Genomic DNA, 16,603 nt, shown 5'->3' on the forward strand with positions numbered 1-16,603 from the left:
TTAAGAATCAAACTGCTTTCAAATTGGAATTAAATTAAAATATTTTACTTTCTATTTTTTAATTATTCTCCTCGTAAATTTTCCATTTTCTCCTGAAAAAGTTACAATATACATTCCACTTTTTAAAGAACTTACATTAATACTTAATGATTCTGTTTTAGCCTCTCTGCTTAATAATTTTTGACCTAATAAAGAATAAACTGAAATATTATTAACATTCGAAGGAAGGCCTTTAATCGTTAATTCTTGATTTACAGGATTAAGCAGAGAGAAAGCGCCTAAATCAAATTTTTCAGTATTAAGAGTGCTAGCGTCATTCACAAATTGAAACCAATTAAATGCAGGCCCCCCATCTTTATGCGAAAATTTTATCACGAAAGTCTCTCCAGCAGTCAAAGTAAATTTAGTTGGACCACTATTAACTGGACCTGCGTCATTAGTTTCTAATTTCCAACTACTACCAGTTTTAGGCAATGCTGTAAAATCTTCACTATCTCTATCTGTTCCATCAACTAATGTTACTTTGTTTTCTAAATTCAAGTCTAATTTCTCAATTAAAAATCTTTTTGGAGTACCACTTCCGTGTCCATAATTTATTCTAATATAATAATCACTTGATGTTTCTCCAACAGTAACAGTGTAATACTGGAATTCGTTAGCAGAATTCGAATTTAATGTAATATCACCATTATATGCATCCCAAGGTGCAAGATTTTTAATATGAGTAGCTAAATCAACATCTGTACCAGCTCTATAAGTATCATTTTTTTCCCAACTAGAGTCAGTATTTACTCCGTTTCCAGAAGTAGTATCTCTATATCCAAAAGGAGCTGTGCCTCCAACATTAGTATCTGCATTGCCACCTATGTCAAAGTTTTCAAATTGAATTATTGTACCATTAACAATATTAGGTGGTGTGGCACCTGCAAATGACCCTCCTGTTTGGGCTAATCCTACTTGGCTAGCAATAAGAAAAACAACTGCTGTTGCTTTATAAAAAAGTAATTTTGTTTTCATGACTATGTGTTTAGTAATTAATTATACATCAAAATTACTGTGAAAACAGGGTAGAAAACTCCTAAAAAGGTGGATAAAACTTCTTTTTAACAGCTTAAGTAGTAAATTTAAATGGATGAAAAGGAAATTAATACTCTAAAAAAGATTCTGCATATTCTTTCGGCGTTTTACCAAACTTACTCTTAAAAATTCTACTAAAATATTTACGATCTCTAAACCCTACTTTAGTACTAACTTGAGTAATATTCATTTTTCCCTGTTCTAATAATATGGCTGCACGATTTAACCTGATATACTGTATAAATTGTTTAGGTGTAAAATCTGTCCAAGCTTTTACTTTTGTAAATAATACAGTTTTACTTACGCCCAATTCTTCACAAAAAAATAGAATATCAAATTGTTCATTACTAATATTCTTCTCAATAATATTAAGCGCTTTCTTATACAATTTTTCATCCAAAGAAGACATTATCAAATCATCGGGCAGTGTTATAGGATGATTTATTACTTTTCTCTTTAAACGAGTTATTGATTTTAACATATTAGATATTCGTAATTTGAATTCTTTAATATTAAAAGGTTTACTAATGTAATCGTCTGCACCATATTCTAAACCTTCTAGTTTATACATTAATAAAGATCTGGTAGTTAATAAAACTACTGGAATATGGCTTGTTCTGATATCTTCTTTAATTAAAGTACATAATTCTGTACCACTTGTAATGGGCATTACAACATCACTAACAATAATATCTATAGGTTCGTTTTTGGCTATTTTATAGGCTATCTTTCCATTTTCTGCTTCAAAGACATTATACGTTTCAATCAAAAAATTACGCATAAAAGTTCGTAGTTCTTCATTATCTTCTACTAAAAGTATAGATGCTTTTTGTTCTGAAAAAACTTCTTCAAAATAATTCTCATTTTTTTCAATAGAATGATTTTCTTTTAACTGATTTTCATAAAATGAGATATCGTGATTAGAAAAATTATCTTTGGCAATATCTTTACTACTTAAATGTGCTTTTCCTTTTAAAAATTCGACTGAAAAAACAGAACCTGAGTTTTCTTCTTCTGTATTACTGGTTAAATGTATCTTTCCTTTATGTAAATTGAGGATGTTTTTTACAATTGACAATCCAATACCAGTTCCTTTTTTGTAATCATTTTTCACTTTTTTATTTGAAATTTCAAAAAAGCGATCAAAAATTTTATTTCTATAATCTTCAGGTATTCCAATGCCAGTATCTGAAATACTTATAATTACTTTGTCATTTTTTTCAATAATACTAATACCTATGACACCTTCTTCTGGAGTATATTTAAATGCATTAGAAATTAAATTAAAAAACACACTTTCTAGTTTTACACTATCAAAATATATCTTAATATTTTCTGAAGAAGTATGAAACGTATACTCATAGTTTTTACTTTTTGCATACTCAGAAAACGACAAATATATTTCTTTAACAAACTCTACAATATTATTTTCTGATGCTTGCAAAGTCATTAATTTCTTTTCGTATTTTCTAAAATCCATTAATCTACTGATCAAATTTAGTAGCTGATTGGAATTATTTTCGATAACTTTTAGCTTTTTAAACATTTGACTACCACCTCTATAATTATCTAATATTTGTTGTAAAGGACCAGTAATCAATGTTAATGGAGTTCTAAATTCGTGTGATAAATTTGTAAAAAACTCAATTTTAGAATTGTTTATTTTCTCAATTTCTTCTGCTTTAATTTGCTCTAACTCTAGTTGATATTTTAGTTTTGTTTTTGATTTTAAAATCCTAAACAAAAAATACAATGTTATACCAATAATTAATGCATAAAAAGTATATGCCCAATAGCTAAACCAAGGGGCAGGGTTTACTTTTATTTGTAATAATGTTGGAGTGTTGTTTATAAACCCATCACTATTAATGCCTTTTACTTCAAATGTATAATTTCCAGGTTTTTGAATTGTATAAGATGCATAATTGTTAGTAGTTTTAATCCAATCTGTATCTAAACCTTTTAAACGATATACATAACTATTACTTTCTGGATTAATAAAATTTGGTATGGCAAAAGATAAATTGAAGTTTCCTTGATTGTAATTCAATTCGATTTCTTTAGTGTAAGAAATGGTGTTTTTAAGTACACTTTTTTGCTTATCAACAGAAATAGATTGATTATTTACTTTAAAATCTGTAATAATTACCTGAGGCGTATAGGTGTTTTCAACTAAATTGTTTTCATTAAAGTAGGTTACACCAGACGGACCTCCAAAATAATATTCTGATGTACCAACTCGTAAACTAGCATCTCGGTTAAATTGGTTACTAATTAAACCTTCTTTATTCGTATAATAAGAAACGATTTTATTTTGATGATGGTTGTACTTTAAGAGCCCCTGTGTGTAAGTACTTATCCAAAATGTATTGTTTTCAGCTTCAACAATACTTCTTATTCCATTAACACTAATTTCACCAATTTTTAAATCAATAGGTTCAAATTGATCATTATTAAATTTAAAAAGACCGTCTTCAAAAGTTCCTATCCATAAAGTTCCGTTTTTATCTTCAAAAATTGTATTTATTTCAAATTTTACCTTTAGGTCAGATTCGTAAATATACCGAGTAACTTCTTCTTTAGTAGATATTATATTTAAACCTCTTAATGTACCCACACAAATGTTTTTTTTCGAATCTACTTTTAGTGACTTTATATTGTTATTTGTAAGGCCTTTAGGTTTTGAGTTAGAATCGAAAAGTTTAAAAGAGTTCTTTTTTAAATTGTACTTTATTAATCCTTTATAATTGGTTCCTAAAAGAATATGATGCTCATCATACTGCACAATACTTAATACTCCTACATTTTTTAAAAAAGCAACTAGCCTTTCAGGAAAAGGATTTTGTTCAAATGCTTTGGTTTTTAAATTGTAAATAGAAATACCATTTGTAAAAGTACCAATCCAAAGTTTTTCATTTTTTGTAATACAAAGCGCTTTAATATTATCACTTTTAAGCAATTTTGCATTTTTTGTAGTTATATAAGCTACATCGTTTGTTTTCTTATTTAATATTGTAATACCTCCTCCTTCAGTACCAAAAAAGAGATAATCTTTATATTTTTTTATAGCACTTACTACTTTAAAACTAAGACCTTCTTTAGAAGTTTTTTGAGCAATATCTATAAAATTTTTATTAAAACTATTCCAAATATTTAAACCGCCATAATAAGTTCCTACCCAAACAGAACCCATGTTATCTTTAAATAAAGTTTTTATAAAATTATCATTTATCGATTTATGGTCTTCATCATTGTTATAAAGAGCTACTAAATTTTGTTTGTTTTTAGATACTTGAAGCCCGTTATAAGTTGCTATCCAGAGGAAATCTTTATCATCAAAAAGTAATTTTCTAACGTTTTTGTTTTTATTTATTAAAATATCTGCGGTAAAATAAGGTGAAAGTTCGCCTTTCTTTTGGTTGTATTCTAAAACATTTTTTGTTTGAGTTCCTAAAAGAATAGTACCTTTTTTACTTTCTATAATATCGTTAACATGAAGTTCTTCTGTGTGTTTAATTGTTGTAAAATAATAATTATCATTTAAACTTGAGCTTAGCTGTAACATCCCATTTGTGGTTCCAATAAAAACTGATCCACTTTTTGTTTCATAAATTGAAGTGATTCTTTTTTTATCTAGAATTTGCTTAAAGGTATCTGACTTTTTATCATAAATAGAAATTCCGTTTGAGGAACCAATCCATAATTGTCCGTTGGATAGTTTTTTAACTGCCCAAATCATATTTCTTCCTAAAAATTTTTTCTTTTCGTTTATAAAATATTTTTTGAAAACATTTTTTTTAGGATCATACCTATTTAATCCAAAAGAAGTTCCTACCCAAATAAAACCTTCTTCTTCTTCAATACTAAGAATGCCATTATTACTTATTGAATTTTTATTCTCTTTTTGATGTTTAAAAACTTTAAATTCTTCACCATCGTACTTGTTTAAACCGTCTTTTGTACCAATCCAAACCTGGCCAAGTTTATCTTGATGAATGGCAATTATTGAATTTTGAGATAAACCATTAGCTTCTGTTATTTGAGTAAATTTATAAGCTTTATTTTGAGCAAAACAAAAGCCTATAAAGATGTAAAAAAACTGAAAACAAAATAGCTTTAAAATTCTATGCATTAAATTTAAAATAGTCTTTAATATAAAAAAAATCGAGGATATACTCCTCGATTTTTTATTATTGTTTTATTTAAATAGATTATTAATCTAACTTTAGTACTTCACTTCCAGCCATTAAAAAGGCTCCAGTACCAAAATTCTGCCAGCTATCTGCAGATGCTGGTTCAGGAGAAGCCCCAATATTTTGAACCCAACCAACTCTACCATCTTCATGTTGACAAGCAGCTAATCCTTTCCATGCTTTTTTAACAGCTGATGCGTGTTTTTTATCTAAAAAACCATTATTAATACCCCATGCTAAAGCAAAAGTATAAAATCCACTTCCGCTAACTTCTCCATGATTAAAAGACTCAGGGCTTAATAAACTTGTTCTCCATAAACCATCTTCATGCTGTAATTCAAGAATTCTAGCAGCCATTTCTTTATACAGATTTACGTAAAAATCTCTATGTTCATAATCTTTTGGCATATCATCTAAAATCAATGCTAAACCACCAAGAACCCAACCATTTCCTCTAGACCAAAATATTTTTTTTCCATTTTTCTCTTTCAAATCCTTTTTATTTCCTTTCCAAACAAAACGCATATCTCTTGCAAATAACTTTTCTTCTTTATCATATAACTGATTATAAGTTTGCATATAAAATTTATGCATTTCTTCTAAATATTTAGGTTGATTCGTATACTTTGCATAAAGGTTTAAGACTGGTGGAGCCATAAATAAAGCATCACACCACCACCATAAAATAGTTTTTCCCTCTTTACCAGGATTTTTTCCTGATTTCCAGTTATCATCTTCAAATAAATGGGCATCTAAGAACTTTTTTGTCGGTTCTAAATCAACAAAATTTCTCCTCTTTTCTGCTTTTGATATATACAAATAACTGTAAGAAATAGCCACATCATCTGCATGATGCAATCTTTTATAAGTCTGCCAATTATTCTGAACTGCTTGGTTTTTTAAAGCAGCCATATACATCATGTTTTTTGTTGTTTTATGCGCTCTAGCAACACCTGTATAGTAGGCTCCTGCTGTCCAATCTGTAGGATGAATTGCAAAAACAGGATGTGCTTCTTGCCATTCTAAAGCTTTGATCATTGATTTTTTAATTGCTGCATTATCTAAATCCGTAGATGTTTGAGCAACCGTATTTTGTGAAACTGAACAACTAAAAAGTGTTAGTGCAATAGCTAATATTGTTAAGATTGATTTGTTCATTTTTAGCTTATTTTTTTAATTTAAATTTTGTTTCTATATATTCTTTTGATGATGTTCCTATTTTTACAGTATAATCTCCAGCTTCTAAAACTTTTTCCATTGATTTACCTGTAAATTCTAACATTTTTGGAGTAATTGTAAATGATACTGTTTTGCTTTCTCCTGGAGCTAATTCAATTTTCTCAAAACCTTTTAATTCTTTGTCTGGTCTCGTAACTGAACCTATTTCATCTTTAATGTACATTTGTACTACTTCTTTAGCCTTTACTTTACCTGAATTGGTAACAGTTACGCTTGCAGTAATTTCAGTATTTGGTGTTATTTCTGAATTCGATACGTTAATATTAGTATAATCAAACTTACCATAACTTAAACCATGCCCAAAAGGATACAAAGGTCCTTTTCCTAAAAATAAGTACTCTTTTTTATAGTTGATTTCTTTCATACTATAATGATAAGGCAACTGCCCAATTGATCTAGGAATAGTTACAGGACATTTTCCAGAAGGAGAAACCTCTCCAAAAATGATTCTTGCTGTAGATTCATCACCAAATTCACTTAAATCCCAGGTATCTAAAATCGCATCTGCTTTAGCAGCTATAGTGTTAATAGATAATGTTCTTCTATGCTTTAAAACCACAATTACTTTTTTCCCTAAGGCAGTAATTTTTTCTACAAGCTCATCTTGTGGTCCAACTGGATCTATAGTAGCTCTATCTCCTAAAGTACTGTTACTAAAATATGCTTCTTTTGCTGTAAATTTATCACCTCCTAAGAACAGCACCACTACATCTGACTTTTTTGCAATGTTTACCAACTTAGCAATTGCTTTAGGGTTTCTAGGTAACAATTCTGGAGCACCACCCTTTTCATTAGTTAAGGTAAATCCTTTCTCTGCAATAAATTTAATATTACTATTACCTACGGCAGATTCAAACATTTCTTTAGTATTCTTTTTTAATAAAGGTCCTAAAAGTGCAACCCTTGTTGATTTATTTTTATTAAGAGGTAAGGTATTTTCTTCATTTTTTAGTAGAATCACAGATTCTAAATCTGATTCTCTAGCTAGTTTTAAAGATGAATCAGAACGAACTCCTTTTTTTGTTTCTTCCAAATCGATATAAGGATTATCAAACAACCCTAAAATAAATTTGGTTCTTAAAACACGTCTTACAGATCTATCTATTAATTTCTCTAACTCTGGATTATCTTTTACCATTTTTGGCAAATATGAATACGAATCTTCTGCATATAAATCGATATCTATACCTGCTTCTAATCCCATTTGTGCAGCAGCCTCTGGAGATTCAGCAACTTTCATAAAGTAAAATAAACGTGCTATATCATTAGAGTCTGAAACTACATAACCTTCAAAGCCCCATTGATCTCTTAAAACACCGGTTAACAACTCTTTATTCCCATGAGATGCAACTCCATTTAAATCACCATGAGAAGCCATAATTCCTAACGTTTTTGCTTCTTTAACAGCTGCTTCAAAAGGAGGATAAATTTCATCAATTAAAGTTCTTTCTGAAATTTCTATCGCAGCAAAGTTAGAACCTCCTAATACTTGACCGTAACCTGCAAAATGTTTAGCAACTGCTCCAATATGTGTTCCTGCTCCTAAACCTTTATAATCTCCTTGTACTCCTTTAACAGCACTTTTTACCATTTGTGTTACCAAATAAGTATCTTCTCCAAAGGCTTCACTCATACGTCCAAAGCGAGGATCTCTAACTACATCTGCCTCTGGGGAATGACACATGTGCATTCCTCTTAATCGTGCTTCTTTACCAACAACATCCCATTGTCTTTGTACCAATTCAGGATTAAAAGAAGCTGCAGATGTCATAGGACGACCAAACAATGTACATCCTTCTGCATCTACACCATTATAAGATTCTGTTACAAACAAAGCAGGAATACCCCATCTGTTGTTTTCAATGATATATTTTTGAAGTTCATTATTCATTTTAGCAGCAGTAACAGGATCTATATGTTCACCTGGATTTTTAATCCCTGCAATACCTAATTTTAATTTCTTAATAACTCGTTTAGATAACACTAAATTTCCGTCTTTATCTGGTTTTGTACCAATGTTCGCATGAAAAATTCGCATTTGTGCTACTTTTTCTTCAATAGACATTAAAGGTAATAATGCGTCAACTCTTTCATCTATAGATAAAGATTTGTCTTTGTAATCTTTTTTTGATGTAGATTCTCCACAAGCGGAAAAAAGGATAATTGTTAAAGATAGGATTAGTAATTTTTTCATTAGTTGTGATTATTTTGAAAATGTAAATGAATCAATTTGTAGTTGATTATCTGTTAATTGCTCTATAATTATATAAATATTTTCTTTTGATTTTAATTTTTTAAGCCTGAAAGAAATTTTTGAAAATTGATTTACTTCTTTATTAATATCAAATCTTTTAAATCCAATCAAATCTCCTTTTAAACTATTTTTTAAAATTTTTATGGAGAATTTCCCTCCATTTTTAGCTAATGTTTTTAACGTTAATTTTGATTTATTTTCTAAACCTTTTACATTCGAGTATGTTACATAGCTTTTACTAGCATTTGTTTGAATAGCAAAACCCTTATCAATTTCAATTTTTGCAATCCCTTCTGCTTTAAAAAAATCTTCAGCCTCAATTGTAGAATTTCCATTGTAATTTGCCACACCAACTCCATCAACTCTAATGGTAGCCATTTCACCATTTTCTTTATAATGTACGTAGCTTATAAATGTATCTCTAAAGTAACGATTCCCAGTCTGACTAATATCACAATAGGTGTAATACCATTGATTATTCCATTCGAAAAAAGAACCATGTCTTCCTTGTAAAAATCCATTTGGCCAAGTAGGAGCATCATATCCTTTTGCAAAACTTTCTGCTTTGATTACTGAATCTTTATAATCATAAGGTCCATATAAATTATCTGACATTGCATAAAAACAACCCCAAGATAAATAATATTTTCCATTGTATTTGTGAATAAAAGGTTTATCGTCAGTTGGCTTTTCTAAATTTTTACCATTTTGGTTGTAAGGTCCTTTTGGGTTGTTGATGATAATTTTTTTTGGCTTTTCTGCCAAACTAATCATATCATAATTCAATTTAGCAATATAATATTCCCAAACTCCAAAAATAATATAATGCTCTCCATTTTCTTCAAAAACAGCCATATCATATTCGTCTGTAGGTGTTAATTCTGAAGTTAATAGTGGTTTCCCTAAAGGATCTTTCCAAGGTCCTATAGGAGAATCTCCAACAACAACTCCTGTTTGTTGATTTCCTTCAGAGAAATACCAATAGTATTTACCGTTTCTATAGGCAACATCTGTTGCCCAACATCTAGTAAAATCTTTACCAATATAGGTATCTTTTGGGTTTAAAACACTTCTCTTTGACCAATTTACTAAATCCGGAGAAGACCAGATCCACCAGTCTTCCATAATAAACTTTTTGTTTTTTATTGATTTATCATGAGAAGCGTAAACATAAGCCGTATCGTTAAAAATATGAATATGAGGATCGTTTAATCCTTTGTTGGGTACAATTGGATTTTGAGCAAAAGATTCTAAAAAACAAAATAATGATATGAAAATCAGTATTTTAAATTTCTTATTCTTTCTCATAATTTTATTGTGGTTATCTATTTTTACTGTGTAAATTCAAATAATAAAAGTAAAGTCTATCATAAAAAAAAGTATCCTGTACTATAATGGTTATATAGTATAAGATACTTTTCTTTTCAAAAAATCTTTAATTAATTTTTTTTTATTTTTTTATTTTCTTTCCAATTACAAAATACATTCTTGTATCGTCCGGAACTTCTCCATCACTATTTCCTGCCATAATAATACTTTCTCCTTTCTTAGCTACCCTCTTAAAAAGCGACATTTTAACACCTACAAGATTTACATCATCTCCAGTGTCTTTATAATCATTTAGTAAAAATGCTGGTCTTGGCACTCTATCATCATGACCTATATAAATTTCCATATCTGCTCCTGCAATAAATTGCAGCTGATCTCTTGCCCAATATTTCCCATCCGAATTTGGCATTCTTACATATTCTGCGCCCACTAAATAACGAGGTATTACTGTATAATTATACTCTAAATCTGTATAGGTTTTCTTTCCCCAATGTACATTTTTTCTTAAAGCTGCTTTACCATTTCCAGTATAACTAAATTTCGTAAACAAGTCACTTTTATTAACTCGTGCAGGATTATAAGGTTCTGTTTTGGGTGTGTAAATTGGTAATGGTTCTTCACTATTAAAATCAACCGTGTACGTTTGCGGAAGCTCTTTAGACATTCCATTACTAATAGTTACACCTTTAGAAGAAATGGTAACCGATGCAGATTGTAATCCTTCGCTTTTAGCTGTAATAGTTACCTCTCCTGCTTCTAACATAGAACGAATAGCTACCCGATTGATTCCTGCTTCTGCATCTAAAAATTGATTATTTGTTGTATTTGCTTTACTACTATTATAACCTCCTCTCCATATTCCTGGACCAGAAATGGTAAAATTTACAGTGTTTTTCCCTAAAGGATATCTATCACCATTTTTATCAACTACTTCAAAATCTACTAAAGCAATATCAGAACCATCTGCCATCCATCCTTTTGGCCCAACAATTGGTGTTAACTTAATAGCTACTGGCTCTCCAATTGTTTTTTTAGATTGAGAAACTAAAAGCTTATCATTTAAGTATCCTTCTACTTTTATTTCTCCAGCTTCAAATTTTACTTTTGGAAATTTAAACAAGTATCCATTGTCTGCTTTTTCATCTGTCCCAATTAATTTATTATTAATATATAATTTTACTTTAGTACAATTAGAAACCACATACATTGTCTTTTGGGTATCTTCTGCATAATTCCAATGCCCAATTACATGAATTTGAGCTTCTGGCCTCCACATTGCTTTTGTTGCATGAAAAGCTTCTTTTTTTAATCTTACTGCATCTACTTCACCACTGGCTCTAGTTACTTCTGTAGGGTTTCTGCCTCCATGAGTACCATCTGTAAACACCCAGTTTGCACCTCCACTATGGTATGATTTTTTACCCATTTTCTCCCACCAATCTTCTACTTGACGAATAGCAAAAACCTCTGAACCTATTTTATATACATTTCTTGATAAATTTGGATGTGTCCAAAAATTATCATCTGGTGTAAATTTATCCCAAGCACGTCTTGGTCCTTCATCTCTTAAATACTCACTTTCTATTAATGGTAAATGCGCATACTCTCTTTGCCAACCTTCTGTACCAATTTCTATCGAAATATAAGCTTCTGAATCATTTTTAACATCCGCTCTTCTATTTCCCATTAATCTTTTTCCATGAGGATCATACGTTTTTATAATTTTTAAAATTTCTTCGTAGTGCGCAGCAGTTTCAGCCCAGTTACCACCTTCCCAAATAAAAATTGATGGATGATTTCTGTAATATACAATCATATCTCTAAACGCAGCTATTCTAATATCCCATGTTTCTCCTTCATCTTCAGATTCTCCACTCACACCAGGCATTAATGTTACGAAACCGTACTTGTCTCCCATAGCTATTTCTGCTGGAGAACCAGCACAGTGTCCCCAACGAATAAAATTACCACCAGCTTCGTCCATCAAACGATAGGTAAACTCTTTTAACCAATCTGGTTGTGCTGCTCCTAAACCTGCCCATCCAGCAGTTGGTTTTTGCCCCCAACCATGTAATTTAGCATACTCTCCGTTATTGTGAAAGCCTGTGTCTTTACTAAAATAAAAAGACCTGATTCCTAATGGAGTTGTGTAAGAATCTAATTCTTTATCACCTTCTTTTAAGGTAGTTACCACTTTATACATGTATGGCCTACGTGTATACCATAGTTTAGGTTTGGTTACTTTGTTTTTAGTTGCAAAAGTCTTTGTTTCACCAGCTTTTAAAAGTTCTGTTTTTCTTTCGCAACTTACCTCTTTACCATTGGCATCAACAATTTTAGCTTCGAAAGTTATTTTTCTATCTTTCTTAGACTCGTTAACCGTTTCTGCTGTAACATAAACATTAGCTTTCTTTTTTGATATGTTTTTTGCATGAACATAAGTCCCAACAGTTTTTAAATTATCATATAAAGGTAAAGTAATGTGAACAGGATCCATTACATGTAAAAAGACATTTCTATAAATACCCCCATGATTTGGGTGCCAATGTTCGTGATGCCAAACTAATGGAAAATTGTCTCTAAAATGTTCTCCTCTATCGTTATTTACCTTAACAGCGATGATATTTTCTTTATCACCATAATTTAAATAAGAACTAAGATCATACCCAAAAGGAATAAAACCTGTTTTGTTGGTTCCTAAATATTGTCCGTTAATATAAACATCTGCAATTTGACGGACAGATTCAAATTCAATATATATTTTTTTACCAGCGTCTGATTTTGGTAATTTAAAGTGTTTTCTATACCAAACTGTTCCTCTAAACTGATTTTTCTCTCCAATGTGTTTTCCGATACTTAAATCATCAAAAGTATCTGTATCATTAAAAGTATGAGGTGCACTTACGGTACTCCAAGAAGCATCGTTATAATTAACAACTTGCGCATTGGTTGGGTTTGCCTTAATAAATTTCCAGTCTGGATTAAAGTTGTATTTAACTCTAGTTTCTTGCGCATTTATATTGATTATAAATACAAAACTTAGTATTGAAATTACAAGTAGATTTCTTTTAATCATTTCTTAATCTTAAATTGTTTTTTTGCTTCTTTAGTTTCAAATGCATCTGTATCGTATAATACGATATAATCTACACTAAAACGTTTAGACCTTCCTGATAAGGTTAACGTATAAGTTTCTCCTTCTTTTAGTTTATAAATAAATTCATTATAAACATGTCTATCTTTTTCTGCAGTAGATGCCCAATGCCACTCTAGTTCTGGCACTTCATCATTACCATCTTGTAAAATTTTGATGTCCTTTTGTAAATCTTCTGTGTTCAATTTACTTGCAGATTCATAATCTCCTGATAGTCTTACAAAAGCATCGTTGCACCAGTCACTCTTAACCCCCTCTAATCTTTTGCTAGTCATTAGCATCAATTTAAAGTTGCCGGTTTTTGGGGAAGTAAATTTATATTCTAAAGGAGAATTGGGCTTACCAGTAATTGCTTTATTGCCCATAAATTCTAAGTAAGTTTCCTTAGAAGCTCCCTTGACATAATTTAGATTTCCTTTTTTTACAATTTGCCATTTGTTTAAGTTAGATTGTGTGTTCTCTACTTCTATAAAAACAAAATCTTTGGTAGCAATCTTATTTAAGTGAGATTGATGTGTTTTACACCCAAAATATGCAAAAAACAAACTTAATAATATGATTCTTAATATGTAATTCATCTTTGTTTACTGCTTAATATTAGTTTGATATAATTTAAAGCTAAAGTAAAAGCAGAAAACAAATATAATATCCTGTGGTGTTAGGTTATTCTTAGAAAAAAGTATTAATTCTTTTTAGATTATTCTAAAACTATCTTTTTATTTAACTTACCTGTTTCAGTCTCTAATTGAACGACATAAACACCTTTAGGTAATCTAGGTAAAGAAATCTCTTTAGAACCGCTGGTATGGAAAGAAGTTTTTAATACTTGCTCTCCTATAATATTATATAAACTCACATTTGTTTTCCCTTGAGATAAACCAACAATTTTTAGCGTAGAAATATTAGACTTATAAATTCTTACACTATTCAATAATTCTAAATCTAAAGATAATGCACTAGTTCTTGCATGAAGATAAAAACGACCTTCTGTAGTCTTTTCAGAAACTGTTGCTGTATAATATGCATCTACCTCATCTAATCTTGTAAACGTGCTGTTTAATCTATCTTCTAAATATACTTTATAGCCTATTGGCACATTTAAAGCATCTGCTTTAAAAACAATTTGCGAATTTGCATCTGTATTTACCCCAATTGGTACAATCATGTTCTGGTAATCAACATTTGGTAAAGATTGAATTGCTAATTTCTTACCACTATCTTTTCCTACAAGATTTGTATATACTTCAAATGAAGAACTATAACCTCCAAATATAGAACTGTCGTAACCGTTATCAAAATCTGTTGTCATCTTGTCCATATATCTGATAGAAGTGCTAACTCTTTTCTTTCCTTTAGCTATCGATAAATCTATTTCAAATCTATTATCACTATTTTTCAAGAAAACATCACTATTAGAAGCATGAGTTTCCATAGTCTTATTAAAAGTAAAATTACCCGTAGATTTTGCTTTTACAAAAAAGCCTTGTAAAGGATTAATATGATATTTAGCACCTCCTCTATTTTTTGTTATCCAAACCCCATTATCTCCATCCCAAAGCCAAATAGTATCTTCTACTAATAAATCTGAACCTAATGAACCGTTAAGTTTTAAAATGTTTTCAGTTCCATCTGCAATACTAGCAGCATCATTAGCATATAGATATGAAATGTACGGATTTCCTACTAAATTAAAACCATTACCGCCTGTAGATAAAGCATATGATACAGAACCATCATGCTGTTTTCCTTGCATTACGTAATCATCTTTTACATCTGCAGCATTAACACTAATCGAATATCCTTGAGCATTTCCAAGCGTTGAAGCACTATCAAAAAAACCAAGCTGTCCGCTGGTAGCTCCTGTATCAAAATATGTATATTTAGAACCTACAACTTTACTATCATCGTAAGAAGCAAATGCTAGCTTTGTCCCGTTAGTTCGCAATTTTGTACTGGTATGCCCAGTGGTATGTTCTACTTTAGGGGTAACAAAAGGATTAGAAATTAAAAACCATTTATCTTGTGTTAATCTTTTTCTTATTTGAGTTCTTCTTCCAGAAGTATATGTTCCTCCAAAAGTTATTGTTCCTATTTTACCATTTACTTGTTGTCCATAGAATATTATTGCATCTACTGATCTAGACAAACTAATATTTCCCGTAACTGTTACTGATGTGTTCTCTCTTACAATAAGTTGCGCTGGACTTGCACCACAAGTAAGTGACTTAGCATGAGCCCCAACACCATTTCTTTCTACTGTAACCACATGGTTTACAATTACATCATCATTAATTGTTGGCACATTTCCACCAACCCAAGTAGATCCAGTATTCCAATCTCCTGTTGCCGCAGAAGTAATAGTTACTCCTGACGATGCATTTTCTACTTTTTCATAAGTTGTGTCTGCCCACCTAATTTGGGCTCTACCTCCTTTAACTCTGTATGCTCCATACCTGATACCTGATTGTGTTCCTCTCTCTGGTTCTGGAATTTCCCAATTAAAAGCTGTCCCTCCTATTATTGCATCTGCATAATGTATTTTTTTTGAGGAATCTGCAGGATCTTGTTTAAAGCCCACCTTAAGTTCTATGGTGGTTAAAGCATCTTTTGCTATATTCGTAAGGTAAACGACATCTCTTCCGGCTGCCCCTGAACCTCCTCTATACTTTATTTGTTCCCTGTAAATATTAAATGATACCTGTACTTGATTACCATTACCATCTGGACCATATACAGGTTTTGCCAAATACAAACAAATAGCAGGATCTGTAGAACCACCTTCTCCAGTGTGTTTTCCCTTAGCTTGCATAAAATAAGTTCCATCATTATTAGTATTGTTAGTTTTACCTACTTCAAGAATTCTAAGAGTTCCTGTAAATTTTGCATAACTACCGACTCCGGTAGTCTGAGACCTGGATAATGATCGTTCTATTCGAGGCTGAAGTCCGTTTGTATCTTGTTTATTAGAGTTGTGTGTAATATTATATATACCCCAAGTTTTGCCGTAAAGAATACTCTCTTTATAATTGGCATAACAACTTCTATCATCAATAGTACCCACATTAGCGCGAGGTGTTAAATCATTTGAGGTTCTCGTAGCATTTTCCCCATCTGGATTACAAGTAGTATAAGTACCAGTATCTTCGTCTGCCGCTGCTGACTGAGCATTTATAAAAAGTGACAAAAACAAAAAAGCAAAAAGTAAGACGTAGTTCAATATATTTTTTCTCATAACGATTTATAGTAACCTAACTTATTAATTTTACAAAATTTCATAAAACTCATGGCAATGGCATCCTGAACTATCATGTAAAAGATAACATCTTGTCATTTATAATAGCTATTAGATTATATTGT

Annotated in this window: 8 protein-coding genes; all 8 read right to left on the reverse strand. The window is 30.7% G+C overall.

From position 1 onward, the window contains the following. Nucleotides 1-51: 51 nt before the first annotated feature. The 8 genes from DIS07_RS02550 to DIS07_RS02585 all read right to left on the reverse strand — a co-directional run bounded on the left by DIS07_RS02550 (nucleotide 52) and on the right by DIS07_RS02585 (nucleotide 16,463). Nucleotides 52-1,017: a T9SS type A sorting domain-containing protein gene (locus tag DIS07_RS02550; RefSeq protein WP_109403644.1), complete on the reverse strand. Its 966-nt coding sequence runs from the start codon at nucleotides 1,015-1,017 to the stop codon at nucleotides 52-54. A gap of 127 nt (nucleotides 1,018-1,144) precedes the next feature. Beyond that, the gene (locus DIS07_RS02555) at nucleotides 1,145-5,209 is read right to left on the reverse strand and encodes a hybrid sensor histidine kinase/response regulator transcription factor (RefSeq protein WP_109403645.1); all 4,065 of its coding nucleotides are present in this window, start codon (nucleotides 5,207-5,209) and stop codon (nucleotides 1,145-1,147) included. An 82-nt stretch (nucleotides 5,210-5,291) separates the two neighbouring features. Continuing rightward, nucleotides 5,292-6,428, reverse strand: a complete 1,137-nt coding sequence (locus DIS07_RS02560; protein WP_109403646.1) for a glycoside hydrolase family 88/105 protein — start codon at nucleotides 6,426-6,428, stop codon at nucleotides 5,292-5,294. A gap of 7 nt (nucleotides 6,429-6,435) precedes the next feature. Continuing rightward, nucleotides 6,436-8,703, reverse strand: a complete 2,268-nt coding sequence (locus DIS07_RS02565) for a glycoside hydrolase family 3 N-terminal domain-containing protein (protein WP_109403647.1) — start codon at nucleotides 8,701-8,703, stop codon at nucleotides 6,436-6,438. 9 nt (nucleotides 8,704-8,712) lie between these two features. Further along, nucleotides 8,713-10,071, reverse strand: coding sequence for a family 43 glycosylhydrolase (locus DIS07_RS02570; protein ID WP_109403648.1), 1,359 nt, complete (start codon nucleotides 10,069-10,071; stop codon nucleotides 8,713-8,715). Between the two features lie 142 nt (nucleotides 10,072-10,213). Continuing rightward, the gene (locus tag DIS07_RS02575) at nucleotides 10,214-13,168 is read right to left on the reverse strand and encodes a glycoside hydrolase family 2 protein (protein ID WP_109403649.1); all 2,955 of its coding nucleotides are present in this window, start codon (nucleotides 13,166-13,168) and stop codon (nucleotides 10,214-10,216) included. Continuing rightward, complete coding sequence (locus DIS07_RS02580) at nucleotides 13,165-13,824, reverse strand: hypothetical protein (RefSeq protein ID WP_109403650.1); 660 nt, start codon at nucleotides 13,822-13,824, stop codon at nucleotides 13,165-13,167. Before DIS07_RS02580 ends, DIS07_RS02575 begins: the two co-directional genes overlap by 4 nt. 119 nt (nucleotides 13,825-13,943) lie before the next feature. Then, the gene (locus DIS07_RS02585; protein WP_181374515.1) at nucleotides 13,944-16,463 is read right to left on the reverse strand and encodes a T9SS type A sorting domain-containing protein; all 2,520 of its coding nucleotides are present in this window, start codon (nucleotides 16,461-16,463) and stop codon (nucleotides 13,944-13,946) included. Between the last annotated feature and the right edge of the window lie 140 nt (nucleotides 16,464-16,603).

Origin of the sequence: Polaribacter aquimarinus, from assembly GCF_003129485.1 — a bacterium.
GTDB classification, from domain to species: domain Bacteria; phylum Bacteroidota; class Bacteroidia; order Flavobacteriales; family Flavobacteriaceae; genus Polaribacter; species Polaribacter aquimarinus.